17 protein-coding genes are annotated in these 25,380 nt (G+C 60.7%); 4 read left to right on the forward strand and 13 right to left on the reverse strand.

The window, feature by feature from the left end:
- Positions 1-453: 453 nt before the first annotated feature.
- From gltA to KP703_RS01710, 4 genes are all read right to left on the reverse strand, one after another.
- Positions 454-1,764 carry a citrate synthase gene (gene gltA / locus KP703_RS01695; protein ID WP_062251050.1) on the reverse strand — a complete coding sequence of 437 codons (1,311 nt, stop codon included), beginning with the start codon at positions 1,762-1,764 and terminating at the stop codon, positions 454-456.
- A 151-nt stretch (positions 1,765-1,915) separates the two neighbouring features.
- The gene (locus tag KP703_RS01700) at positions 1,916-2,443 is read right to left on the reverse strand and encodes a histidine phosphatase family protein (RefSeq protein WP_062251051.1); all 528 of its coding nucleotides are present in this window, start codon (positions 2,441-2,443) and stop codon (positions 1,916-1,918) included.
- Positions 2,440-2,757, reverse strand: coding sequence for a chorismate mutase (locus KP703_RS01705; RefSeq protein ID WP_197463965.1), 318 nt, complete (start codon positions 2,755-2,757; stop codon positions 2,440-2,442). Before KP703_RS01705 ends, KP703_RS01700 begins: the two co-directional genes overlap by 4 nt.
- Before the next feature lie 65 nt (positions 2,758-2,822).
- Positions 2,823-3,566 carry a metallophosphoesterase gene (locus KP703_RS01710; RefSeq protein ID WP_215753611.1) on the reverse strand — a complete coding sequence of 248 codons (744 nt, stop codon included), beginning with the start codon at positions 3,564-3,566 and terminating at the stop codon, positions 2,823-2,825.
- 265 nt (positions 3,567-3,831) lie between these two features.
- On the opposite strand from KP703_RS01710, the gene KP703_RS01715 reads away from it, so the two are divergent.
- The gene (locus KP703_RS01715; RefSeq protein ID WP_062140057.1) at positions 3,832-5,349 is read left to right on the forward strand and encodes an acetyl-CoA hydrolase/transferase family protein; all 1,518 of its coding nucleotides are present in this window, start codon (positions 3,832-3,834) and stop codon (positions 5,347-5,349) included.
- 24 nt (positions 5,350-5,373) lie between these two features.
- Here the strand turns inward: KP703_RS01715 and KP703_RS01720 are convergent, their stop codons facing one another.
- From KP703_RS01720 to KP703_RS01755, 8 genes are all read right to left on the reverse strand, one after another.
- A complete protein-coding gene (locus KP703_RS01720; RefSeq protein ID WP_062140059.1) occupies positions 5,374-6,132 on the reverse strand; it encodes a hypothetical protein in 759 nt (252 codons plus the stop codon).
- Positions 6,133-6,145: 13 nt separating this feature from the next.
- On the reverse strand, positions 6,146-10,672 hold the full coding sequence (locus KP703_RS01725) for an AAA family ATPase (protein ID WP_215753612.1): 4,527 nt from the start codon (positions 10,670-10,672) through the stop codon (positions 6,146-6,148).
- A 41-nt stretch (positions 10,673-10,713) separates the two neighbouring features.
- Positions 10,714-11,340: a thioredoxin domain-containing protein gene (locus tag KP703_RS01730; protein WP_062140063.1), complete on the reverse strand. Its 627-nt coding sequence runs from the start codon at positions 11,338-11,340 to the stop codon at positions 10,714-10,716.
- Between the two features lie 70 nt (positions 11,341-11,410).
- Positions 11,411-12,358: a hemolysin family protein gene (locus tag KP703_RS01735; protein WP_215753613.1), complete on the reverse strand. Its 948-nt coding sequence runs from the start codon at positions 12,356-12,358 to the stop codon at positions 11,411-11,413.
- Entirely contained in the window at positions 12,355-12,894 is a 540-nt protein-coding gene (ybeY, locus tag KP703_RS01740; RefSeq protein WP_043552451.1) for an rRNA maturation RNase YbeY, read from the reverse strand. The genes KP703_RS01735 and ybeY overlap by 4 nt, the downstream gene beginning before the upstream one ends.
- On the reverse strand, positions 12,878-13,930 hold the full coding sequence (locus tag KP703_RS01745; protein WP_373687420.1) for a PhoH family protein: 1,053 nt from the start codon (positions 13,928-13,930) through the stop codon (positions 12,878-12,880). The genes ybeY and KP703_RS01745 overlap by 17 nt, the downstream gene beginning before the upstream one ends.
- Positions 13,931-13,995: 65 nt before the next feature.
- Entirely contained in the window at positions 13,996-15,414 is a 1,419-nt protein-coding gene (gene miaB / locus KP703_RS01750) for a tRNA (N6-isopentenyl adenosine(37)-C2)-methylthiotransferase MiaB (protein WP_215753615.1), read from the reverse strand.
- Positions 15,415-15,508: 94 nt separating this feature from the next.
- On the reverse strand, positions 15,509-16,585 hold the full coding sequence (locus tag KP703_RS01755; protein ID WP_215753616.1) for a lysophospholipid acyltransferase family protein: 1,077 nt from the start codon (positions 16,583-16,585) through the stop codon (positions 15,509-15,511).
- Positions 16,586-16,919: 334 nt separating this feature from the next.
- Here KP703_RS01755 and KP703_RS01760 point away from each other — a divergent pair, with 334 nt between their 5' ends.
- Together KP703_RS01760 and KP703_RS01765 are read left to right on the forward strand one after the other, a co-directional pair.
- Positions 16,920-18,806, forward strand: coding sequence for an autotransporter assembly complex family protein (locus KP703_RS01760; protein WP_062140430.1), 1,887 nt, complete (start codon positions 16,920-16,922; stop codon positions 18,804-18,806).
- Positions 18,806-23,179 (forward strand): translocation/assembly module TamB domain-containing protein, encoded by a 4,374-nt coding sequence (locus tag KP703_RS01765; protein ID WP_215753617.1) that lies wholly within the window; start codon positions 18,806-18,808, stop codon positions 23,177-23,179. Before KP703_RS01760 ends, KP703_RS01765 begins: the two co-directional genes overlap by 1 nt.
- Before the next feature lie 93 nt (positions 23,180-23,272).
- On the opposite strand, the gene KP703_RS01770 is transcribed toward KP703_RS01765, so the two are convergent.
- The gene (locus KP703_RS01770) at positions 23,273-24,079 is read right to left on the reverse strand and encodes an exodeoxyribonuclease III (protein ID WP_215753618.1); all 807 of its coding nucleotides are present in this window, start codon (positions 24,077-24,079) and stop codon (positions 23,273-23,275) included.
- 101 nt (positions 24,080-24,180) lie between these two features.
- On the opposite strand from KP703_RS01770, the gene KP703_RS01775 reads away from it, so the two are divergent.
- Complete coding sequence (locus KP703_RS01775) at positions 24,181-25,269, forward strand: dipeptidase (protein WP_215753619.1); 1,089 nt, start codon at positions 24,181-24,183, stop codon at positions 25,267-25,269.
- Positions 25,270-25,380: the final 111 nt, after the last annotated feature.

A 25,380-nucleotide genomic window follows, 5' to 3' on the forward strand; every position in this document is an offset into this window, starting at 1 on the left:
GATAAGGCAGAGTGTTGGGTGTTTAGGAGAGGTCAGATCGGGTTGCCCGGTCTGGCTTTTTTTATTGGCGCATGCCTAAAGGGCTTCAGACTGTTTCTGAAAAATACTCTTTAGATTTTTGTTTTTAAATAAAAAATTGAGAAATGGCAGGGTGAAGCTAATGCTGAGGGACGTCTCCCTTTGGTGGAGAGGTGCGCTCAGGCTTTGGCTGCTGGTGCTGTCTGGAAAGATGCGCGTGGGAAGCCGTTTGAGCCTGTCGGCGTGCATCTCACTCAGGCATGGCTATGGGGCACGCCATGCTTTTTATCTGGGGGGGCGAAGTCTGAGAAACCACTGGCACGCAGTGCGCTAGGATTGGTCTTAGGGACTTTAAAGGCATTTTGCGCCTGAATGCTTTCGCATTACAGGCGCAAAATCCGTCGGTCTTTTTAAACGGTGAGGCTCGGAAGAGCCTTAGCGTTTGTCGAGTGCTACAAAGTCTCGCTGTGGTGAGCCGGTATAGAGCTGACGGGGACGGCAGATGCGCTGGCCCGGCTCTTCGATCATTTCCTTCCACTGGCTGACCCAGCCGGTGGTACGAGCCACGGCAAACAGCACGGTGAACATGCTGGTGGGAATGCCCATGGCTTTCAGGATAATGCCTGAATAGAAATCGACATTCGGATAGAGTTTCCGCTGGACGAAATAGTCGTCATTGATGGCGATTTTCTCAAGTTCGATCGCCAGATCCAGCAGCGGATCATCCTTAATGCCGAGTTCACCCAGCACTTCGTGACAGGTCTGCTGCATGATCTTCGCGCGCGGGTCGAAGTTCTTGTATACGCGGTGGCCAAAGCCCATCAGCTTCACGCCGCTGGATTTATCTTTCACCTTGGCGATGAAGTCGGGGATGTTTTCCTTGCTGCCAATGCTGGCCAGCATTTTCAGAACAGCCTCGTTCGCGCCGCCATGTGCAGGCCCCCACAGGGCTGCGATGCCTGCGGAAATACAGGCAAACGGGTTAGCGCCGGTGGAGCCGGCCATCCGCACGGTGGATGTGGAAGCATTCTGCTCATGGTCTGCATGCAGGATCAGGATCCGGTTCATGGCGCGGGCCAGAACGGGGTTGATTTTGTAGGGTTCGGACACGCGCGCGAACATCATGGAGAGGAAGTTCTCCGCGTAGTTCAGATCATTACGCGGATAAATGAAGGCCTCACCCTGCGTGTATTTATAAGCCCATGCCGCGATGGTCGGGATTTTGGCGATCAGCCGCATGGCCGCGAGGTCACGGTTGGACTTGATCGCAATATCACTGGCGTCCGGGTAGAACGCGGAGAGCGCGCCAACCGTGCCACACAGGATGGCCATGGGGTGGGCATCGCGCCGGAAACCGTTGAAGAAATTCCGGATCTGCTCATGCAGCAGAGTGTGATTGGTCAGGGTTTTGGAGAATTTCTGGAAGTCGCCTTCGTTCGGCAGTTCACCATTCAGAAGCAGGTAGATGACTTCCTCATAGGACGCATTTTCCGCAAGCTGGGCAATGGGATAGCCGCGATGCAGGAGAACGCCCTTGTCCCCGTCAATAAACGTGATTTTGCTGGAACAGGATGCTGTTTCGCCATAGCCGGGGTCGTAGGTGAAAACGCCCATCTCGGCCGGGAGCTTGCGGATATCGACAACATCCGGTCCGATTGTGCCGGAAAGGACCGGGAGTTCAGCCGTCCGCCCACCGAGTGACAGGGTTGCGTTAGACCGCTGACCTTCATTCTGCGATGCGCTCATGATCTTTCCTTCTGCATTGTAGAGCCGCTGCCAGACTGGCGGCCTGCTGTCTGATTCTTGTCCCCGATCCAGAAAGAAACAGGAAGCAGGTGGGCGATAAACCGCGCGTTATCAAAAAGGATCATGCTCAGAAAACTGCGCTTTCTGCGCCTTAGGGTCGCGCGAATGTGTCCAAAGTCAGGCTTTTCTCATCGCACTGATCCCAGCGCGACGCGTCGTCTGCAATTTCAGAGCCCCACATATGGAAGACGGCCAGTGAGGCTGTTGCGAATCCCTGATCCAGCACGTCCGCCTGATCATCCAGCCAGCGGGCGAGGGCGGAAATGCCGGGATTATGCCCAATCAGCAGCACAGTGCGGGCTTCAGCCGGCGCTTGCCGGATGCGCTCCAGCAGAGCGGACGGTGGGGCTTCATAAATATCGGGGCAGAACTGGGTGGGCAGTGCGGGCGGCGGCTGGAAAGGCTCCAGCCCGGCCAGAGTCTCTCGCGTGCGGCGGGCGGGGCTGCACAGAATAAGGTCTGGAGCCAGAGCGTTCGCCCGGAGCCATGCGCCGCATCGGCTGGCGGCAAGCCGTCCTTCGGCTGTCAGCGGGCGGGCCAGGTCGGCCTGTTCGCTAAAATCGCCCCCGGGAGGGCTGGCAGCTTCCGCATGCCGCAGCAGAAGGAGGCGGCGCGTCACTTTGTAGTCGATTCGGAAGACTGTTTTGCAATCGCCTCGTGATGGCGAATGACTTCATGGATAATGAAGTTCAGAAACTTCTCGGCAAAATCGGGGTCCAGATGGGCCTCTTCCGCCAGCGTGCGCAGGCGGGTGATCTGGCGTGCTTCTCTGGCCGGGTCGGCCGGCGGCATCCCATAGCGGGCTTTAAGCGCGCCGACGGCTTTGGTGCAGCGGAAGCGTTCTGCCAGCATGGCAACAAGGGCGGCGTCGATATTGTCGATGCTGCGACGGAGGTCCAGCAGGGCATCAGTCGGGGTGGGCTGGTCGGTCACGGTTTGCACGGTTCTTCGTTTCTGTTTCTATTTCGTAATATAAAAGACTGGTTCGCGCAAGACTATTACACTGCGGAGCCAGAATCTTCCATAAAGTTAGCTGGCACATCCAGCCAGGCGAGGTGGCCGCCTTTTCCTGCTCCGGTATCCGTAAAGATAGCCTGCCCCCCGGCGCGGCCGGGAATGGTCAGCGGGCAGCCATTGGTGGAACGCTGGTCATGCCCGCAATACACGGTGTAGCCGGTGGGGATGTGGTTGACCCAGTTCAGGCAGCGTTCGGGAAAGCCGTCTTTCTGCACTCTGCTGGTGGTTTCCCCAAACAGCGCGCGGGAGAGCAGAAAGGTCACGCGGCCTAATGCGGGGGGAGGCGGTTCCATCAGCATCCGCACATCAAAGGCCCCATGCACAAACAGCATCCGGCCCAGAACCAGCCAGGCCGGGGCTGTCTCCAGCATATCCAGCGCGAACTCCAGCACATCCGCGTTTTCTGGCTGGTGGAGCTGCGCCATTGTGGCTTCCAGCGGCGGGTCGGGCCGCAGTTTTTTACCCAGCAGGGCGCGCCCCAGCTTGCGGTCATGGTTGCCTATCAGAAACAGGCCGCGCCCTTCGCGCATCACATCATGCATCAGGCGCAGTACGCCGGCACTGTCCGGCCCGTAATCTACAAGATCACCAAGCTGGATAATAAAGCGGTCCGTGGCAACTGCGTGGCGGAAGGCCTGTAAATCTCCATGCACGTCTCCCACAATGCGGAGTCCTTTCCGCATTGCCGCTTTCACGTTTTCGTCAAGGAAGAGGCTCGTGTGCATCTGCTGTTATCCATCTTTCTCCTTCCCATGTAGGCGCCACAGGCGGACGCAGGGAAGGGAGGAGAAAGAATTTTTTGTGAGCCAGCGTTTTGTGCACAAGCATGTGACGCGCCATGCCTGAAATTTTCTGCCTACGTTACGCGCATCATCCGGCCCCACAGGTGTGCCGGTGGGAAGGAGTGGAGCAATGGGATATAGAGCGCTTCGTGCCCGTTTGGTCCGCTTCGTGTCGGAACAGGAATAATAAAGAACAGGAAGGCCTCTCATGAAAGAGCGCATTCGTAACGTCGCCCTGCGCAGCAAAGTCTGTTCGGCAGAAACAGCCGCTGAGCTCATCCGCCCAGGTGCCGTGGTTGGTGCCAGTGGTTTTACCGGGGCGGGCTACCCGAAGGCTGTGCCGGAAGCTCTGGCTGGCATCATGGAGCAGGCGCACGCACGGGGTGAAGACTATCGCATCAGCCTGATTACCGGGGCATCCACGGGCCCGCAGCTGGATGGTGTGCTGGCAAAAGCCAACGGTGTGGCGTTCCGCTCACCCTTCAATACCGATGCGAACATGCGCAACCGGATCAACGAGGGTGAGACGGAATATTTCGATAACCATCTTGGTCAGGTTGCCGGACGTGCGGTGCAGGGCAATTACGGCAAATTTGATATTGCCCTGATTGAAGCTGTCGCCATTACGGAAGATGGCGGCATTGTTCCGACCTCATCCGTCGGGAATTCCCAGACCTTTCTGGATATTGCCGAGAAGGTGATTATCGAGGTCAATGACTGGCAGAATCCGGGTCTGGAAGGCATTCACGATATCTGGGACGGGAATGTCAGCGGGATCCCGCCGCGCGACATTATTCCGCTCCGCACGGCGGATGGCCGCATTGGTGGGCCAGCTCTGCGCGTAAACCCGGACAAGATTGTCGCGGTGGTTAAGGCGCATGACAGAGACCGCAACGCTCCTTTTGCCGCTCCCGATGAAAATGCCCGGGCAATTGCAGGGCATCTGCTCGATTTCTTCAGCCATGAAGTCAAACAGAATCGTCTGCCGCCGTCTCTGCTGCCCTTGCAGTCTGGCGTGGGCAACGTGGCGAATGCCGTGCTGGAAGGGCTGAATGAAGGCCCGTTTGAAAATCTGGTTGGCTATAGTGAAGTGATTCAGGACGGCATGCTGGCCATGCTGGATTCTGGCCGGATGCGGGTGGCCTCTGCCACATCGTTCTCTCTCAGCCCGGATGCGGCGGAAGAGATCAACAACCGCATGGATTTCTTCCGTACCAAGATCATTCTGCGCCAGCAGGATGTGAGCAACAGTCCCGGTGTCATCCGTCGGCTGGGCTGTATTGCCATGAACGGCATGATTGAAGCCGACATCTACGGCAACGTGAACTCCACCCGCGTGATGGGGTCCAAGATGATGAACGGGATTGGCGGTTCCGGCGATTTTGCCCGCAGTTCCTACCTGTCCATCTTCCTGTCCCCCTCCACAGCCAAGGGCGGCAAGATTTCCGCCATTGTGCCAATGGCGGCGCATGTGGACCACATCATGCAGGACACCCAGATTTTTGTGACGGAACGCGGTCTGGCGGATCTGCGGGGGCTTTCACCCGTGCAGCGGGCGCAGCAGATTATTACGCACTGCGCGCACCCGGATTATCAGCCGATGTTGCAGGATTATTTTGACCGGGCGCGCAAAGAGTCGTTCGGCAAGCATACGCCGCATCTGCTGAATGAAGCGTTGTCCTGGCATCAGCGGTTTGTAGAAACGGGAAGCATGTTACCGGCCTGAAAAGGCCGGGAGACGGTAGCCTGATTAGCTGTCCCGGGCGAGTGTCTGGGACAGTTGCGTGGGCTGCGGCGTAACGACAATATCTACCGGACGCTCGGCCAGAAATTCTTCTGCCGAGAAAGTTGTCGTGATCGGGTTTTCCGTAATCACGGCTTCTGCGTCCCGGTGCACCAGCGTGAACAGGTCTGGTGCTGCGGTGGGTGAGAGATACGCCGCGTAAGGATGATGCCCCGCCATACGGTGGGCTGCATAAGCTTCCCGCGTGGAATGCACGGGAATGGCAACCAGCATGGACGGGTCTGCCTGCAGGGCGACCTGCGTGGTTTCCTTGCTGGACGGCACCAGCACTACACGGTCCCGCATTCTGGCTTTACGCACCAGCATGGCAACATCAGCCGGATTGGTGTCGTTCAGATCCAGCATCAGCAGTGTATGCGCACGGCGGGATGAGGCCAGAACCTCGTTCAGCGGGTTCGAGCCGGGCACAACCACCACCCGTCCATCTTCCTGAGAGGCCAGTTCCAGCCGCAGCATGCCGGGGCTGTCCTGATGCGGCAGGCCTGCGGAGGCTGACGTCATGCTCAGGCCGGTGCCGGGGGTGCAGATAATCAGACCATGATGGATGCGGGCAAGAAGCCCATAGGCTTTGGAGTGATGGAGAACCACGCCGGCACAGGCCAGCATGCACACGCCAACAGCAACAATACCTTTGCCAAGGCAGCGTTTGAGGGGGCTCCCTGTGGATTTGCAGGGTTTGTCTGATGTCGTATCAGGATGCGGCATCTGTCTTTTATCCCTAGTCCTGTTGCCCAGCCATAGCGGCGGCGCGAGCAAGGTCAACTGACAGAACACGGCTGACGCCGCGCTCCTGCATGGTTACGCCAAAAAGATGGTCCATATGTGCCATTGTCAGCTGATGGTGAGTAACAACCAGAAAACGGGTTCCTGCTTCTGTAACCATGTCCCCTAACAGGGAACTGAAACGTCCAACGTTGGCATCATCAAGCGGTGCGTCAACCTCGTCGAGCACACAAACGGGGGCCGGATTACAGCGAAACACTGCAAAAATCAATGAAAGAGCGGTTAAAGCCTGTTCACCTCCCGAAAGCAGAGAGAGGGTTGCAAGCTTTTTGCCCGGTGGCTGAGCATAGATTTCCAGCCCGGCTTCCAGCGGGTCATCACTGCCCACAAGGCCCAGATGGGCCCGGCCGCCGCCAAACATGCGGGAGAAGAGGGATTGGAAATGCTGGTCCACCTGTGTGAACACCGCCATCAGGCGTTCCCGCCCTTCCTTGTTCAGGGAACCGATGGAGCCGCGCAGGCGCGCAATGGCGGCTTCAAGATCAGCAATTTCCGCGGCCAGCGTATTGGCCTGACCAGAGGCTTCCTCGGCTTCAATTTCAGCGCGCAGGTTGACCGGGCCCATCTCTTCGCGCTCCCGCGTCAGGCGGGAGATCTTGCGGCGGAGGGCGCTTTCTGCGGCCTCTGTCAGGTCCCCGGTGGGTGGGCGCGGCGGGGCCGGGGTTTCTACCAGAAGCTGGTCCAGAATGGCCTGTGCCTGCTCACTGCGGGCTTCGGCTTTCAGCAGGTTTTCCCGCGCAGCCGTGAGCTGCGCTTCCGTTTTGCGACGCTGCTCATTGGCATTGGCCAGAGCGGCTTCGGCCTCAGTGCGGGCTTTGTCGGCTTCGGCGTAGGTTGTTTCTGCCTCGGTCAAAGCCTGAAGCGTGTTCTTTTTCAGCCGTTCGGCTTCTGCCGGGAGTTCCGAGACGGTCTGATGTTCCGTGCGGGCGGCCTCCAGCCGGGCCTGAGCGTGGGTCAGGTCCGTTTGGGCGGCTTCTGCACGGGCTGTCCAGTCCTGCACCGCTGCGTTCAGAGAGGCCTGTTTGCTGGCTAGCGTGGCTTTTTCTGCCTGCAGGGCAGCCCGGAGTTCGCGCACCTGCTCCAGTTCTGTTGTTAAGGCGCTGCGCTGTTCTCGCAGGCTGGCCAGATCATCTTCCCCGGTTTCCGGTAGAGCCGCAGAGGCTTCTTCCAGCGCGGTAGTGGCATAGGTTTTGCGGGCTTCGGCTTCGGTCTGTTCCGCCTGAAGCGTTTCCAGACGCGGGGAGAGGGCCGCCAGACGGGAGCGGAGTTCGAGCGAGAGTTCCTGCAGTTTCTGGTGTTGCTGCGCAGCCGTTTGTGCGGCGCTTTCCGCACTGACGGCAGCCTGTTCTGCCGTGCGGCAGGCGGCCTCAGCTTCTGTCTGCCGGGTTTGGGCGGCTTGCAGAACCTCTTCAATCTGCTTATCCGCCTGTCCGGCAGCCAGACGGCTTTCCAGATCCGTGAGGGCGCTTTCTTCTACCGCAACATCCTGGCGCAGGCGGTCGCGCTCCGGCAGCAGAGTTTCCAGCCGGGCGCTGGCGGTGGCCTGCTGGTTTTCTGCGCGGGTGAGGGCTTCCTGCGCGGAGCGGAGCTGCTGTTCCGCCATTTTCAGAGCTGTGCGCGCCTGTTGTTCCGCCTGCTGGGCGGCGGTGTCTTTCTGGCGCGCCTGATCCAGAGCTGTTTTGAGCGTTTCCGTTTGCGGCAGGGCATCCCGCGCTGCTGTGGCGGCGGTCAGGGCGGCGTCTGCATCCTTTCGGGCCGCGACGGCACGCTCCTGCTGCGGACGCAGGCCATCCAGCCGGGCGCGAGAGGCGGCATGGTGGCGCTCAAGGTCTGCTTCCTGCGTGCGGGCCTGCTGCAGGGCCTGTTCCAGTTTGGCGCGCTGGGTCCGCTGGTCTGCCGCCTGCTGTTCCATCTCCCGCAGAGCGGTGGTGGCGGTGGTGACGGCCTGTTCCGCTGCCGGGGCATCTTCCTGAAGCGTTGCAATGCGCTGTTCTGTTTCTTTCAGAATCCGGCGCTGGCCGAGGCGGCGGGTTGCGGCGTCCGGTTCCCCCGCACGGGTGTAAAACCCATCCCAGCGCCAGAGGTCGCCCTTGCGGGAGACAAGGCTTTGGCCCGGCCTGAGTGCGGCCTGCAAGGGGCGACCGTCCACACCGTCGGGTAGCAGACCGATGCAGGCCAGCACACGGTCCAGCGCTTCCGGGGCCTTGATGTGTGCCTTGAGGGGCACCGCGTTCCCGGGCAGGGCAGGCAGATCACCGGCTGCGGGGAGAGCGTGCCAACCACGTGCGGCGTTCTCTGCCACCGGGGCGTCCAGCCCTTCCGAGAGAGCAGCGGCCAGAGCCGCCTCATACCCTTCCGGGATTTCCATGCGGGCGGAGACGGGTTCGTCCGAGCCTGTGGCGTCCGTGCCCAGTGTCTGCGCCAGACCTTCCGCCTGAGCCTGTAACCGGGTGAGTTCCGTGCGCAGGGTGTTCTGGCGGGTCAGGGCGTCGTTATGGCGGCTTTTGAGGTCTGTCAGGGCCGTTTCAGCCTGACTGAGCGCATCCGTGACGGTACGGAGCTTGTCTTCCTGCGTGGCGCGGGCGGTCTGGGCTGCTTTCAGTGTGTCGTCGGGAAGGGCATCCGCCTGCGCCTGTTGCAGCCCTTTTGTCAGCGTTTCTTCTTCCTGACGGGCGCGATGCAGGGCGGTCTGAGCGGCAGAGCACGCAGCTTCTACGGTCTTGCGGTGGCTTTCATGTTCCTGAAAATTGCGGCTGGCCTGCGTAAGGCTGGCCGAGGTCTCGCGCCGGGTGGCCTCGGCCTCTTCCAGCGTGCGCGCTGCGATCTGGTGGGTGGTGGTGGCCTGTGCGGCCTTGTCTCTCAGAGCCTGAAGAGTAGCCTCTTCCAGCAATGCGCCTTGCGTGTCGGCGTGCCGTTTTTCCAGCTGCGCCAGATCGGCTCGCAAGGTGTTCAGTTTGGCGCGGCTGCGCTCCAGTGCCTTACGGGTTTCAGCCTGCGTCTGGCGGGCGTTCTCTGCATCGTTCCGGGCGATGGAAAGAGCCACGCTGGATTCGGAACGCGCACGGTCAGCCTCTTCAAAAGCGGTGCGGGCGGCAGCCTGAGCAGCACGGGCGTCCTGCACGGCTTTGACGGCGGCTTCCATGCTGTCATCAGACGGCAAGCGCTCCTGCAGGGCGCTTAGTTCGGCCTGCAAAGTGGAGACGGCATCGGACGCGCGAGCCAGCAAGGTTGTGGCAGCGTCCAGATCTTCCGTTGCGCGCTGCTTGCGGGCACGGGCGGCGGCCAGTGTTTCGGTCTGCTGGGCGAGGGTGCGTTCGCTTTCTGCCAGCGCTTCGGTCAGCTCTGTCTGCCGGGTTTCTGCGTCTGCCGTCCGCTGCGGGAGCGAGGCTTCAGCCTCTTCGGCCTCGGCTTTCTCGGCATTCAGGCGCTCCAGTGTGCTGGTGGCATCTTCCACGCGGGTCTGGGCGGCGGTGGTGTCGGCCTCATGCTGATGGAGGCGGTCTGTCGCACTTTTGGCCTGTGCGGCGGCGCGTTCTTCTTCCCGCGTTACACCTTCCGCCGTTACGCGGCAGCGTTCCAGCACGGTCCGGGCTTCATCCGCACGGGCGCGGATGGCGGGGAGTTTCTGGTTGGCTTCAAACTCTGCAACAACCGCGCTTTCTGCGGCCTCTTCATGCTCTGTCAGAGCATGGCGGGCACGGGCGGCAGTCTCGATAGCGCGTTCAACCGCCTGCCGGGCGCGGGCATGCAGCACGGCCAGCAATTCGGTTTCGGTCTCGCGCAGGGCGGAGGAGAGTTCCCGGTAGCGGCTGGCCTCACGGGACTGTTCGGCCAGACCACCCAGCCGGGCTTCCAGCTGCTGGCGAAGGTCTTCCGCGCGGGTCAGATTGTTTTCGGTCGCGCGGAGCTTGAGTTCCGCCTCGTGCCTGCGGGCATGCAGGCCGGTGATGCCTGCGGCTTCTTCCAGAATGGAGCGGCGCTCTTCCGGTCGTGCGCCCACCAGCATGGCCACGCGGCCCTGACTGACCATGGCGGAAGAGCGGGCACCGGACGCCAGATCGGCAAACAGAGTCTGCACATCACGCGCACGGGCGGGTTTGCCGTTAATGCGGTATTCACTGCCGGAGCCGCGTTCGGCCCGGCGGGTAATCTGGAGTTCGTCCTGATCGGCAAAGGCTGCGGGGCCACGGCCCTGCGTGCCTTCCAGCGTGACGGTGACTTCTGCCAGAGAGCGGGGCGGGCGGCCTGCCGTGCCGGCAAAAATCAGATCATCCATTTCTCCGCCGCGCAGGGAGCGGGCGGAGGATTCCCCCATCACCCAGCGCAGGGCTTCCACCACGTTGGATTTGCCGCAACCGTTAGGCCCCACAATGCCGGTCAGACCGGGGAGGATTTCCACGGTGACGGGTTCAGCAAAGCTTTTGAACCCGACAATCCGCAAACGGACAAAACGGACGGTCATGCAGAAACGGACTTACTGCAGGATAAAGGGGGAAGAGCGCGTCAGCTGGCGTCTGCCACGTTTTTGGCGAAGGCTTCGTACGTCATGTCATTCGACATCTGGATTTTGTTGTTGAAGCGGAAGGTCGGCGTGGAATCGAAATGATATTTGTTCTGCGCTTCCGTCTGCTGAGACAGGATGAACTGCATCATCTGCTGGTCAGCAACCGTCTTGTCGAACACATCGCCCGGCATGCCGGCAAAGGCAGCCATTTTCTTCAGGGCTTCCAGCGGGCTGCTGTCGCGGATGTAAGCCCAGCGGTCCAGACTGGCGAGCAGGGACGCGGTGAAGGGTTCATAGCGTTCCGGCGGCAGGGTGCGGGCGACCATGGCGGCCACGGTTGCCAGCTGATCGGTCGGGAAGTCATGGAAAACGTAGCGGATTTTCCCGGTGTCGATCAGGTTCTTCTTCACCAGCGGGAAGGTGTTCTCGGAAAAATGGGCGCAATGAATGCAGGTGAGGGAGAACCATTCTTCCACAACAATTTTCGCGTTCGGGTCACCCAGTTCACGCGTCGCCATGCGCGGGTCTGTTGCGGGAGCCGTATCGGCAAAAGCCAGGCCATGCGTTGCCGTTGCGGCCAGAGCCGTGCCAGCGGTGACAAGGAGTGAGCGGCGGGAAAAGGACATCGGAAATCCTGGCTTCATTACTGGTTGAACAGATCAGAGTTTTAGGGATGACGGCAGAACGGTCTTTCCGTCAACCCGTACGCGGGGTCTCGTCGCCGCGCTCGCCTTCGCTGGGCGTGGGTTCTGCGGCATTTGGGAGTTTGCGGACCCGTACCCTGCGGATATGCCGGGCATCAGCATCAAGCACCCGGAAAACATAGCCGTTTTCATGCGTCAGCACTTCCCCGCGGGCTGGCACGTGGCCCGCCATACGGAACACCAGACCGCCGATGGTCTCGATTTCCGCTTCCTTTTCAGAGGCGGTGAGAATCGCGCCAATCCGCTGCTCAAATTCCTGCACGGGGCAGCGGGCATCCACGTCATATGTGCCGTCAGGGCGTTCCGTAATCATGGTCACGGCGGGTTCATCATGCTCGTCGGAAATATCACCGACGATGGTTTCAATCAGATCCTCAATGGTGACCAGACCGTCCACGCCGCCATATTCATCAATCACCAGCGCCAGATGCGTCTGCCGCAGGCGCATTTGCAGCATCAGGTCCATTACCGGAATCTGCGGGGCAATCATCAGCGGCTGGCGGAGCAGGGGTTCGATATTGAACGCCTCGCTGGTGCCGACATAGGCGATGAGATCCTTTACATGGATCATGCCCACAATATCATCCAGCTGGTTGCGGTAGACCGGCATGCGGGAGTGGTTTTCCCGCCGCATCATCGCCAGTGCGTCATCCAGACTGATGGAGACCGGCATGGCGACAATATCCGGGCGCGGGATCATCACGTCATCTGCTGAGATGTTCCGCAGGCGCAGGATGTTGGCAATCAGCACGCGCTCCTGCCGGTCCAGCTCGGGCTTTTCGCCTTCCGGCGTTTCCGATTCGTTGGCGGCCTGCTGGACAAGGGCGGCAATGGAGCTGCGCAGGCCGGGAGCCTGCTTCTTACGGCTGAAAAAGGAGAACAGACCGCCGCGACCAGGCGTTTCCTGTCCCTCAGACCGTGTGGACTCGTGCTCGCTCATGCCCGTGGCTTCCATGGATTGGGAATATGCAGCCGGGAAAGCAGGCGCGCTTCCAGCATTTCCATTTCGCGGGCTTCTCCCGCCTGATGATGATCATACCCAGCCAGATGCAGGCTGCCATGAACGATCAGATGCGCCAGATGATGGCTGACGGACTTGCCTGACTGACGGGCCTCCCGCAGCACGGTTTCCAGCGCGAGAATAACGTCTCCGCCGGGAATGCCGGGGGGCGGGTCAAAGGTCAGGACATTGGTGGGGCGGTGCTTGCCGCGATGCTGCCCGTTGAGGACACGCACGACGCGGTCTGTTGAGAGCACAACGCTGCCGGGCTGCCGGCCATAGCCTTCACAGGCGGCCAGTGCGCGCCGTATCAGGTGTTCCGGGCGGGGCACATAGCAGTGCCAGCGCCGGTCCTCTATCAGAATTTCAGGCGTTTCTTCAAACGCGCATGATGGGAAAAACCCTGCAGCGGCAAGACTTTCCGGGCCAGCCACATTCCTTTCGTGAACGTGGCTTGTGCTACTTGGCGGTTCCATTGTTCTCCTGACGGCGATTGTTACGGGGCGATCCCCTGAGAGCCGTCGTCCTTGCATCATACGCTTCCACAATGCGCGCGACCAGTCTGTGACGTACGACATCTGCCGCGTCAAACTGTGTGATGCTGATACCGCGCACATTTTCCAGCGTTTCCAGGGCATCCTTCAGCCCGGATGTCGTGCCCGGAGGCAGATCAATCTGGGTGAGGTCTCCGGTAACCACCATGCGTGATCCCGGCCCGAGGCGGGTCAGGAACATCTTCATCTGGGCAATGGTGGTGTTCTGAGCTTCGTCCAGAATGACAAACGCGTGGGAGAGGGTGCGCCCACGCATAAAGGCCAGCGGGGCGACCTCAATATCGCCCGCTGCCATCCGCCGCACCACCTGATCCCCCGGCAGCATATCATGCAGGGCGTCATAAAGCGGGCGGAGATACGGGTCGATCTTGTCCTTCATGTCACCGGGCAGAAAGCCGAGACGCTCGCCTGCTTCCACTGCCGGTCGGGAGAGGATGATCCGGTCCACCGAGCCCGCCTGCAACATGGCGACTGCCTGCGCCACGGCCAGATAGGTTTTGCCCGTGCCTGCTGGGCCAATACCGAACACCATTTCCTTTTTGGCCAGCGCCTGCATATAGGCCGCCTGACCGGGGGAGCGGGGTTCAATCACGCCGTGGCGCATTTTCAGGGCAGGGAGGGTCGGCGTGGCCTCAGAGCGTGGTGCGGGGGCAGTTGTCCCGGTCTCAGAGCCTGAACGCTGCATATCGGTGTGCCTTGTGCTTTCGCGCAGTTGGGTCATGCGGATGACAGCTTCAATCATGCTGACATCCACCACGCCCCCGGCGGCCAGTTTCTGGTAAAGTGTGCTGAGCGTTGTGCGGGCCAGAGCGACATGCTCCGGCGAGCCCTTGATGGAGATGCGGTTTCCGCGATGGGCGACCTGTACATCCAGCCCTTCCTCCAGATGTCGCAGATTGCGATCATGGTCTCCCACCAGTCGGGCCAGCAGCGTGTTGTCTTCAAACAGCAGGGTCACCGGTTTTTCCGGAGCCGTGCCGCCAGAGAGGGAGGGAGCGGAGGAAAGGGGCTGGACTATGGTGCTCAAGCGTAAACTTTCTCCTCTTCCAGAATACCGTTCAGAGAGTTGGTCAGGCGTTCAGTAATGCGTACGGGCACTTCCCGGCCAATCAGATCAGGCGATCCGGTGACGTGCACAGGCTGGAGCCAGGGGGAACGACCGGAAATCTGCCCCGGCTTACGCCCTTCTGACGTGAACAGGACTGGCACGGTCTGCCCGACCAGAGACTGATTGAAAGCATCCTGCTGTTCCCGCAGCAAGGCCTGCAAGGCTTGCAGGCGTGCGTCTTTTACATCCTCTGGTACCTGCAACGGGGCACCGGCTGCCGGAGTTCCGGGGCGCTGGGAGTATTTGAAGGAATAGGCCTGCGCAAAGGTGACATCCCGCACCAGCTGCATGGTGGCCTCAAAATCCTCATCCGTTTCACCCGGATGGCCGACAATGAAGTCAGACGACAGGGCGAGGTCCGGCCGCGCGGCATGCAGTTTACGGACAATCTCCCGATACTCATCCGCCGTGTGGCCACGGTTCATGGCGCGCAGAATCTTGTCGGACCCGGACTGCACGGGCAGGTGCAGGTAGGGCATGAGTTCCGGCAGATCCCGGTGGGCGGCAATCAGGGCGTCATCCATATCGCGCGGGTGGGATGTGGCGTAGCGAATGCGGTTCAGGCCGGGGATGGCGGCCAGTGCGTACGCCAGCCGTGCCAGATCCCAGACCTCTCCGTCCGGGCCGGTGCCGTGATAGGCGTTTACATTCTGGCCCAGCAGGCTGATGTCCTGCACGCCGCTTTCCACCATCCGGCGAGCTTCCGCCAGAACGGAGGCGACCGACCGGCTGACTTCCGCGCCGCGTGTGTAGGGCACCACGCAGAAGGAGCAGAACTTGTCACACCCTTCCTGAATGGTGAGGAAGGCAGTGAGATTGCCGGGCGTCTGCGGCGCTGCGGTGTCTGGCAGGAAGTCAAACTTCTGCTCTGCGGGGAAGTCTGTCTCAATCACCGCGCCACCGGCACGGGCGGCGCGGGCCACCATTTCCGGCAGGCGATGATAGGTCTGCGGGCCGAGTACGATGTCCACATACGGCGCACGGGCCAGAATTTCCTGCCCCTCCGCCTGAGCCACGCAGCCTGCGACGGCAATAATGGTCGGCTGGCCTGTGGTCTCGCGCGCTTCCTTGATCTTCCTCAGGCGCCCGAGTTCGGAGAACACCTTTTCCGCTGCTCGGTCCCGAATATGGCAGGTGTTGAGGATGATCATGTCGGCAGCGTCAGGGGTGTCTACCGGCTGGTAGCCGAGCGGACGCAGCACGTCGCTCATCCGTGCGCTGTCATACACGTTCATCTGGCAGCCCCATGTGATGACATGCAGGCCGCGCGGGGCGGTGGAAGAAGAAGGAAGTCCAGTCATGACAGCAGGGGCTCCGGCACGCCGCAGGCCCATTCCATACGGCAGGGGGAGGAAATCGGGCCAGTGAGGCCAGAGGTCAAGAGTCTTTTCCGCAAACGGAGGGGCAGTGTGCCATGAAAAGCGGTCCTCACCGGATCTTCAGGTATGAAGCAAAACGTGGGGGCAGTCTGTCAAGCAGACGTTTCATGACACGCGGTTTGTTGTAGGGAATTTCCGACGGCTCGCACCGGCCGGGCTGCGGAACCGGGTTCTGGTTCTGCCGCAAATCGGCCGCGCCGCGCGCGACGGCATTCCATGCGGCCTGCGCCAGAGCTTTTCGGCTGGGGAACAGTTCCGGGTCCAGAGGCTCATGCAGAACAACGGTGGCGCGGGACTTGTGCCACTGCACCAGCTGCCAGAGGTGCGGGCCGAGATCCATATCGCCATACCACGCAAAAACCGGGCGGCGCAGGCGGGAGACGGGCAGGCCTTCCAGCTCATCATACACCACGGAAACCGGCTGAATGATGGGGGACATGCCGGGGGCGTAGGTAATAGGCAGCAGGCTTTTTTCACCATTGCGCAGCCGGGGCAGCTTGGCGATGGCGAAGAAGGCGGACATGAACGGCAGCACGCGGGAGCCGTCGGACGATGTGCCTTCCGGGAAGAGAATGAGATTATCCCCGTCCACCATGCGGCGGATCATCAGGTCACGCTCACGTCCGGTGGTGCTGCGCTGGCGGCTGACAAAAATGGTCCGGCCAATTTTGGAGACCAGCCCCATGATGGGCCATTTCTCAATATCGCCTTTGGCTACAAAAACAGACGGCAGCAGCGTGCCCAGTACCAGTACATCCAGCCATGAGGAATGGTTGGAAATATAAATAACCGGGCGTTCCCCTCGCGCACGGGCGCGCGCGCCACCCACGGTGCCGGCCCGCTTGCCGATAACCCGGATACGCAGGCCCAGCAGCTTGCACAGCACGCCCCAGATCACCCGTGTCCAGCGGATTTTGACGGTGCCCGGCACCAGCAGCAGGCAGGCTTCAAACCCGACGGAGAGCGGAACCCACAGGGTAATAGCCCCAAGTCGCAGGCCGCCCTGGACCTGGCTGCTGACCTGACACCACTTTTCGACCCATGACGGCAGGGGCGACAGCATGTCACGGCCCGGCGGGGCGGATGTCTCGGAAAACCGCGTCTGAGCGGGGGAGGCACGCTTCATGATCTTGGGCCTGCCTTGCACGGGCAGGGGCTGGGTTTGCGGCGGGAATGGCAAATCATAGGCTCTCATAACGCGAACTGATGCCCTCGGACAATCGTGCTTCGCAAGATGCCTGCAAGATGGCACAAGGGGCTATGGGGCGGAGAAATCCATAAAGCCTGAAAATGATCTCATTTTTGTCATGGTGATGCGCCATGACGCAGGCCGTGATCATGAAAAGGCAGGATGCACGAGGCGTGAGGCAAGGGAGTGAGACAGGCTGTGAGAGCAGAGGTGCGTGCAGGTGAGCAGTAAAGGCGTTCTGGATGGCCTCGTGCTGACAGCGAATCGTGTGATGACGGGTGTGACGCTGTGGGGTGCGGCAGCAGGCTGCGCCTGGGCTGCGGACCCGCAGCCTTATGTGACCCAGCTTGCAGGCACCGGGCAGGCCGATCTTGATGCCGCCCTGAAATCCTCCTCCGATCTGCTGAGCCTGCAGGCGACCCATGCCGTCGGGCCGTTTGCGCTGGCCGGGCGGGTGCGGAATGAATATGACCGCATGCGCTCTGCGCTGGAGAGTTACGGCTATTACGAAGGCACGGTGCAGATTTCCCTGCATCGGGCGAAGGAAAAAGATTCCGTCACGGTCGATGGGATGTCTCCGGCTCTGTCCGACTGGCTGTCGGGCGTTCCTGCAGGGGAAAAAGTAACCGCTGAGATCAAGGTGCAGAAGGGGCCACTTTATCACCTTGGGTCGGTGAGGGTTGTGGACCCGAAAACCAATACTCCCGTTACGCTGACACAGTCTGAGCAGACGGCTTTTGGTCTGAAATCCGGGCAGGATGCTGTGGCGCAGGATGTGCTGGGCAGTGGCGGCAACCTGCTGGATGCCTGGCGGGAAGAAGGCCATGCGCTCGCACAGGTGGACAAGCCGCGCGCTTATCTCCAGCCGCAAACGCATACGCTGGATATTGTCTATCCTGCCTCAGCGGGGCCGGTGCTGAATATTGGCAAGATTGATGTAGACGGGTTGCAGCGTGTGCATGAACCTTTTGTGCGCCGCAGGCTGACTGTGCAGGAAGGGGAGCTGTATCAGCCCTCTAAAATTGAGGCGGCCCGGCAGGATCTGAGTTCGCTGGGTGTATTTTCCAACGTGGGGGTCAAGGACGGTTCCACCAAGCCGGTCAATGGCACCATGCCGCTGGACTTTACACTCAAGGAAGCCAAACGGCGGTCTGTGGGGGCGGAAGCCGGGTATTCAACCGACCTTGGGGCCCGTGTGGGTGCGACGTGGACGCATTACAATATTCTGGGCAATGCCGAGCGTCTGAAGCTGACGGCTCTGATTACCGGTCTTGGCGGTTCTGCCCAGCAGGGGCTGGGTTATGATGTGTATGCGGATTTCATGAAGCCAGATTTTTACAGTCGCAACCAGAATCTGAGTGTGCGGGTTGAAGCGCTGCGCCAGCTGTTCTGGTCTTATCGCCAGACGGCGTTTCTGGTGAATGCCGGGATTACCCGCAAAATTGATAAAAACTGGAATATCAATTTCGGGCTGGCCGCCGAACAGGAAAATATCGAACAGTTCAATGTGAGCCGGGATTACACCATTGTCTCCGCCCCACTGGGCGCGACGTTTGACAATACGGGTGTGGGCAACCCCATTGAACCGGCTCTGCATGGCGTCCGTGCCAGCATTAACGCCACGCCGTCTGTCTCGCTGGGGGATAAGGGGAGCGGGACGTCCTTTTTCGCCATTCTGAATGCGTCGGCCTCGACCTATTTTGACCTCCATCATCTGGGTATCAGCAAACCGGGCCGCAGTATTATTGCGCTGCGCGGGATGATTGGCAGCATTCAGGGCGCATCCACTTACGATATCCCGCCTGACCAGCGCATGTATGCCGGTGGTAGCGCCACGGTGCGAGGCTATCGCTGGCAGGGTGTGGGGCCGCAATATGGGCGCACGCGCTACGCCATTGGTGGGACATCGCTGGATGCCGGGTCCATTGAATACCGGCAGAGACTGTTCAAAAGCTTCGGCATGGCCGGGTTTGTGGATGCCGGGCAGGTGGGCAGCAGTAGCATGCCCTTTACCGGCACGCTGCGCGTAGGTGCCGGTGGTGGCGTGCGTTATTATACTCCCATCGGGCCGGTGCGTGTGGACGTCGCCGTACCGCTGAACCGCGCCTATCGTGGCGACAAATGGGATTTGTATATCGGTCTTGGGGAAACGTTCTGATGGCTGAGTCTAACGAGGCAAATCCTGCCCCGCGTCGCTCGGTCCTCCGTCGCGCCGGGCGAGTTATTGGTCTGTCCGCCGGTGTTCTGACAGGTGTTGCCGTTCTGGCTGTAGGCGCCATTCTGGTGGGTGCCAATACCGGGCCGGGCCGTGGGTTGCTGATCAAGCAGACAACGGCGCTGACGGGCGGCACCGTGACGCTTGCCGGGATGTCTGGCCGGTTCCCGGATAATTTCCATCTGGATTCCATCGCCCTGCATGACAAGGACGGAGTTTGGCTCTCTCTGCGGAATGTTGACCTGAACTGGTCTCCGCTGAGCATGGTGTGGCGCACGGCCCGCATTTACACCCTGAAGGCGGATGAGCTGAATATTCCGCGCCTGCCGGTGTCTGATCCTAATGCAGCGCCTGCGGCTCCGGCCTCGACATCAAAGTCTAAACTGGGGCTGAGTGTTGATATCCGCACGCTGGCTGTGCAGCGGATTAACGTGGGTGCGCCGCTGGCGGGTGTTCCGGCCAGTTTCTCTCTGGCTGGGCATGGGAGCCTGTCCTCTATTGACCCGGTGATTGACGGGCTGAGTCTGCCCACACTGCCAAAATCCGACATTGCTCTGCACGTCAAACGGCTGGACGCCAGCGGGCAGATTGATCTGACGACCACCACCGGTGGCGGCAAGCTTGGGCTGCATCTGGATGCGCAGGAAGGTCAGGATGGTTTTGCTGCGGCTAAGCTGAAAATGCCGCAGCTCACACCGTTGTCTCTGGCGCTGGATATTAAAGGCCCGACGAACGCAGCTGTGCTGGGCTTTTCCGCCTCTGCCGGGCCGGTGAAGGCCAAAGCGGACGGCGAGCTGAATTTGCTGGCCGGAAACATGGCGCGACTGTCCGCGCAGTTTGATTCGCCGCAACTTGCTCTGACCCCGGATATCGGCTGGGATGCGATTCATCTGGTTGCCCAGCTTAAAGGCAAAATGACTGAGCCAGACGGCACGGCGCAGTTGCAGGTGGACAGACTGGCGGCCGCCGGAGCCGCTGTGGGGACGTTGAAAGCGACGTTCACAGGTCAGACCGGGCAGTCCGGTGTAACGGACCTGCTGCATCTGGTCATGACAGCGGATGGTGTGCGTCTGCCGGGCAAAGCGCCCAATCTGCTGGCGTCTGCGCCGGTGCAGCTGGATGCTAAGCTCTCGCCGCAACCCGCCGGTAAACCGCTGGAACTGGATATCTCACATCCGTTGCTGCACTTGACGGGCTCTGTCATGACGGCAGCGCCCCAGCGCGGCACCGTGACGCTGAGCCTGCCGGATCTGGGGCCTATTGGGCAGGCGGCTGGCACGCCGCTCAAGGGGAATGCCGGGGTTACAGCGCAGTTTGATCTGCCGGCGAAAGCGGAGGGTGATACGCACCTGAAAGCGGACGGCACGCTGGCTATTACCGGCGGCCAGCCGCAAGCCGCAGGGCTGATTGGCCCGAAAGGCACCTTTGCGCTGGCGGCCACGATGCGTCCGCATGCGGCTCCGGCTCCGGCTCCGGCTCCGAGTGCAACTGTGCCGGCTTCAACGCACGCGCCGTCTGTCACTCTCAAAAAGACGGGCTCCGCGACGCCAGACTCGTCTACTCCCACATCCAACCCGGCAGGTTCTACCGTTCAGACTGAGCAGAAAACCCAGACTACTCAGCCTGCGGCGCAGTCTGCCGGGCAGCAGATTGATCTGGCATCCCTGACTGTGGACGGGCAGGCGCTGCATCTGAAGGCGCAGGGCCGGGTGAATACCGGGCAGGATATGGATGTCACGTCCACGCTGGCGCTGCCTGATCTGGCCAAGGCGCTGCCGTCTTTGCGCGGTGGGGTCACGCTGGCGCTGTCCGCCAAAGGGCTGATGCAGGACTTTGCGGCCAACCTGCATCTTGAGGGCGACCCGGGCACGGCCACCATGCCGCGTGGGCCGGTGGTGCTAGATGCGGCTTTGCAACATCTGCCGTCCGCCCCTGCGGGCACAGTGGAGGCCCACGGTTCCGTCAATAAAGCCCCCTTGCTGCTGAATGCAGTTTTTGCGCAGGATGAGAAGGGCAGCAGGCAGCTTGATCTGAAAAAGCTTTCCTGGAACAGCGTGCAGGGGCAGGGGACGCTCTCTCTTGCATCGGGCGAGGTCGTGCCGCTGGGCACACTGGACCTGAAAGTGGGCCGACTTGCAGACCTGAAAGATGTGATCGGGCAGCCGATTTCCGGCGCGCTGGCCGCTTCCGTCAAAACCACGCAGGTTAATGAGAAGCCGCTGGTGGCGTTGAAGCTGGATGGCAATGTGGCCATGCCGCAGGCCAAAATTGGGTCCCTTGCTCTGGCTGGCACGGTGAAGGACCCGGCTGCGCACCCGGATGCGGATCTGAGCCTGAAGCTGGGTGGACTGGCCGCCGCTGGCATGACCGGGCAGGCGCGAGTGACAGCTAAAGGGCCGGAAAATGCCATGGCGCTCACAGCGCAAATTGGTCCGGCAACGTGGTCAGGCAGCCCACTTGCTCTGGATACGGCAGCTCTGCTCAATCTGCCTGCTAAAGAAGTCAAACTGCAAAAGCTGACGGCGACGGCCAAACAGGAAAATCTGCGTTTGCAGGCTCCGGCTTTGATCTCCTTTGGCGAGACAATGGGTGTTGACCGTCTGCGCGCTACATTGGGCACGCAGGGGGCTGAACCGGCAACAGCGGATATCGCTGGCCGCATCAAGCCGACTCTGGCAGCCACGGTGGATGTGCGAAACCTGACACCCGCACTGGCACGTCCGTTCATGCCGGATCTGCATGCTCAGGGCACGTTGGCTGTGCAGGCCAAAGTCAGCGGCACCATAGAGCGCCCGCAGGGGCAGGTGCATCTGATGGGCAATGGCCTGCGGATGCAGGGTGTTTCGGCTGCGGCGTCTTTGCCGCCGTTGCATCTGGACGCCACGGCCGATTTGGCCGGAACCTCTGCCAAGGTGAAGATGCAGGCGGATGCCGGGTCTAAACTCGCGCTTGGTCTGGCTGGCACCGCACCGCTGAACAGCACGGGGCCGGTCAATCTGCGCACCAACGGGCATCTGGATCTGGCGATTGCCAATGGCTATCTGGGCGCACAGGCGCGGCAGGCTCTGGGGCAGGTTCTGCTGGCCCTGCAGGTGGATGGCACAATGGCCGCTCCGCACATTACGGGCACGGTGGACCTGCAGAATGCTGATATTCAGGACTTTGCGCAGGGTGTGCATCTGTCTGCCATCAATGGGCGCATTGTCGGGCAGGGCAACAGCATTGTCATTCAGAACCTGACCGCCAAAGCGGGCGATGGGACAATGGGCGTGACAGGCTCCGTTGGTGTTCTGGCACCGGGTCTGCCGGTGGATATCCATTTTGTGTCTCGTGATGCCCGCCCCATCTCCAGCGACCTGATTACAGCTGTGATGAATTCAGACATGACCATTAAAGGTCAGGCCGCAGGCCGGCTGGATGTGGCGGGGAATGTTGATCTGCGGAAAGTGGAAATCAATATTCCCAACTCGCTCCCATCCTCTGTGGCGCGGCTGGATGTTGTGCGTCCGGGTGATAAGCCACCGACTGACACTGCGACGACGAATGCCAGCGCAAGTGTGATCGGTCTTGATCTGAGCCTGACATCACCGGGCAAGTTCTTTGTGCGCGGGCATGGTCTGGATGCCGAAATGGCGGGTAAGCTGAAGGTTAAGGGCACAAGCTCTGCGCCGCTGGTCAGCGGTGGGTTTGATCTCAAGCGCGGGAACTTCGATCTGGCGGGGATTTCCCTCAACTTCACCAAAGGCCGTGTCGCCTTTAACGGCAGCAGCGTGGACCACAAGCTGGACCCCACACTGGACTTTGAGGCCGACCGTGCTGTGAACGGGGAAACCGCGATGCTTAAAGTCGGTGGATATGCCAGCGCGCCGAAAATCAGCTTTGAATCCATTCCGTCTTTGCCGCAGGATCAGGTTCTGGCCATGCTGCTGTTCGGCACGGATGCCCATTCCCTGTCGTCTACTCAGATGGTGGAACTTGGCACGGCGCTGGCAACGTTGACGGGGGTGACGTCTTTCGACCCCATGGGCACCATACGCAAAACGCTGGGTCTTGACCGTCTGGCCGTTGGCGGTGGTTCAGGCGTCGGCAATGGCGGCACGACGGTGGAAGCCGGGAAGTATGTGATGCGCGGCGTGTATGTGGGGGCCAAACAGGCCACATCCGGCTCAGGCACGCAGGCGCAGGTGCAGGTTGATCTGACCAAGCATCTCAAGCTGAACACAACTGTTGGGACAGGTGGTAACGTGACCGGCTTTACCACGCCGGAAAATGACCCTGGCAGTAGCGTGGGCCTGCTCTGGCAGTATCGTTACTGAGGCACGGGCGCTGGCTGGCTCACAGAGAGCTGGTCAGCATTTGCTCAGGTGCGGGGAAAGGAGCAGACGGATCAGCCCCTTTCCTCGACACTCTTAAAACTGGAAATCGACTACAACGGGCACATGGTCGGAGGGGCTGGTCCAGTTACGGGCTTCCCGCACGACGGTCATGCCGGTGAGGCTCGGGACCAGATCCGGCGTTACCCACACATGGTCCAGACGGCGGCCGCGGTTGGATTTCTGCCAGTCCCGGTTGCGGTAGGACCACCATGTATAAAGCTTTTCCTGCGGCGGGATAAAATGCCGCATGGCATCCACAAAGCCTGTCTCCAGCCAGCGGTTGAGTCGCTCGGTCTCCGGCGGTGTGTGGCTGACAATTTTGAGCAGCTGCTTGTGGCTCCACACATCATGCTCAAGCGGCGCGATGTTGAGGTCCCCCACCAGAATGGCGCGAGCCGGTTTGCGCTCTTCAAACCACGCGGTCACTTCCTCAACAAAGGCCAGTTTGTGCGCAAATTTGGGGTTGGCGTCCGGGTCTGGGATGTCACCGCCCGCAGGCACGTAAAAATCATGCAACTCAACGGGGCCGGAAGGTGTGGTGATAACCGCGCCGACATGGCGGCAATCTTCCTTGCCGTGCCAGTCCGGCAGATTATCCAGGGGTGTGATGGGATGGCGGGAGAGGATGGCCACGCCATTATAACTCTTCATGCCTTTGTAATGCAGATGCTCAAAGCCTAGAGCGCGCACGGCGTCTTCCGGGAAGAGGGGATCTGGCACCTTGGTTTCCTGCAGGCAGATAATGTCGGGGGCCAGCTCGGTGACAAGATCTTCAAGCCGGGGCAGGCGCAGGCGGAGGGAATTGATATTCCAGGTTACAAGTCGCATGGGCTGAGGCATTGCGCATCCGGGTTTGCGGAGCAAGAAAAAACAGTCACATAAGAGAAGGCACAGCAGGGCATGCGCCTTGCAATCTTGACTGACAGGACCATTTTTCTCTCATGACGTCTTCCTCACAGGCTCAGCCGGGCCAGCCCCCCGTTCCTTCCGCCGAGGCACAAGCGCTGCATCGCGCTCTGTTCACGCTGGACAGCCATATTGATATCCCCTGGCCGGATCGGGGGGATGCGTTTGAAGACACGGAAACCCGTCGGGTTGATCTGCCCAAGATGCAAAAGGGCGGCATGTCTGCCGGCTGCTTTGTGGCCTATATCGCTCAGGCGATGGTGAATGCAGAAGGCCATGCGCAGGCGCAGGCCCAATGTCTGGCCATGCTGGATGTCATCAACGGCATGCAGGGCACCCACAACGGGGTTACGGCGCGCGTTTGTTCCACTGTGGCGGAAATCAGGGCAGCGTATGAGGCTGGCGTTCTGGCGGTCATTCCCGCGGTGGAAAATGGCTACGCCATGGGGGATAATCCGGCGGTGCTGGCGCAGTTCCGCGCCAAGGGGGCCCGTTATGTGACGCTGACCCACAATGGCCATAACGCGTTGGCGGATGCGGCCGTGCATCGGCCCAGTCTGGGCGATAAGCCGGAAAATCATGGTGGCCTCTCAGCGCTGGGGCGTGAGGCGGTGCGGGAAATGAACCGTCTTGGTCTGCTGATCGACGTCTCTCATGCTTCCAAAAAGACCATGTTGCAGGCTGTTGCGGCCTCTGCCGTGCCGGTGGTAGCCAGCCATTCCTGCGTGCGCACGCTATGTGACCACCCGCGCAATCTGGATGATGAACAGCTGGATGCGCTGAAGGAAAGCGGTGGGGTCATTCAGATTACCGCCATGCCTGCCTTCCTGAAGCCGAAAGACGAGACGGGCGCGCGCTCTGCTGGCGTATCAGATTTTGTTGACCATATTGATTATGTGGTGCGGCGGATTGGCGCAGAGCATGTCGGGATTTCCTCCGACTTTGATGGCGGCGGTGCGCTGGCAGACTGGCAGAACGCCACGCAGGGTGTGAACCTGACAGCGGAACTCCTGCGGCGCGGGTATGACAAAAGTGAGATTGCCGCTTTCTGGGGCGGAAACTTCATGCGTCTGCTGGCCAGAGCCGAAGCGGTGGCGGCGGAACAAACCGGGACTATTGGCTGAAAACTGCAGCCAGATTTTTGTGGCATTTGTCCACTTCCGCTCTTGACAGACTTTATTTTCAATAAAGTCTTCAGGTGTGGTCTGGCTGTTACGTAACGTCATATATAAAAT

Source organism: Acetobacter sp. P5B1 (genome assembly GCF_018811985.1).
Taxonomy (GTDB): Bacteria; Pseudomonadota; Alphaproteobacteria; order Acetobacterales; family Acetobacteraceae; genus Acetobacter; species Acetobacter cerevisiae.

Bases quoted from the DNA above. Each gene is read 5' to 3' on its own strand.
- gltA (WP_062251050.1), bottom strand. From the start codon at position 1,764: ATGAGCGCATCGCAGAATGAAGGTCAGCGGTCTAACGCAACCCTGTCA.
- KP703_RS01710 (WP_215753611.1), bottom strand. From the start codon at position 3,566: ATGCACACGAGCCTCTTCCTTGACGAAAACGTGAAAGCGGCAATGCGG.
- KP703_RS01715 (WP_062140057.1), top strand. From the start codon at position 3,832: ATGAAAGAGCGCATTCGTAACGTCGCCCTGCGCAGCAAAGTCTGTTCG.
- KP703_RS01720 (WP_062140059.1), bottom strand. From the start codon at position 6,132: ATGCCGCATCCTGATACGACATCAGACAAACCCTGCAAATCCACAGGG.
- KP703_RS01725 (WP_215753612.1), bottom strand. From the start codon at position 10,672: ATGACCGTCCGTTTTGTCCGTTTGCGGATTGTCGGGTTCAAAAGCTTT.
- KP703_RS01730 (WP_062140063.1), bottom strand. From the start codon at position 11,340: ATGTCCTTTTCCCGCCGCTCACTCCTTGTCACCGCTGGCACGGCTCTG.
- KP703_RS01735 (WP_215753613.1), bottom strand. From the start codon at position 12,358: ATGAGCGAGCACGAGTCCACACGGTCTGAGGGACAGGAAACGCCTGGT.
- ybeY (WP_043552451.1), bottom strand. From the start codon at position 12,894: ATGGAACCGCCAAGTAGCACAAGCCACGTTCACGAAAGGAATGTGGCT.
- miaB (WP_215753615.1), bottom strand. From the start codon at position 15,414: ATGGGCCTGCGGCGTGCCGGAGCCCCTGCTGTCATGACTGGACTTCCT.
- KP703_RS01755 (WP_215753616.1), bottom strand. From the start codon at position 16,585: ATGAAGCGTGCCTCCCCCGCTCAGACGCGGTTTTCCGAGACATCCGCC.
- KP703_RS01760 (WP_062140430.1), top strand. From the start codon at position 16,920: ATGACGGGTGTGACGCTGTGGGGTGCGGCAGCAGGCTGCGCCTGGGCT.
- KP703_RS01765 (WP_215753617.1), top strand. From the start codon at position 18,806: ATGGCTGAGTCTAACGAGGCAAATCCTGCCCCGCGTCGCTCGGTCCTC.
- KP703_RS01770 (WP_215753618.1), bottom strand. From the start codon at position 24,079: ATGCCTCAGCCCATGCGACTTGTAACCTGGAATATCAATTCCCTCCGC.
- KP703_RS01775 (WP_215753619.1), top strand. From the start codon at position 24,181: ATGACGTCTTCCTCACAGGCTCAGCCGGGCCAGCCCCCCGTTCCTTCC.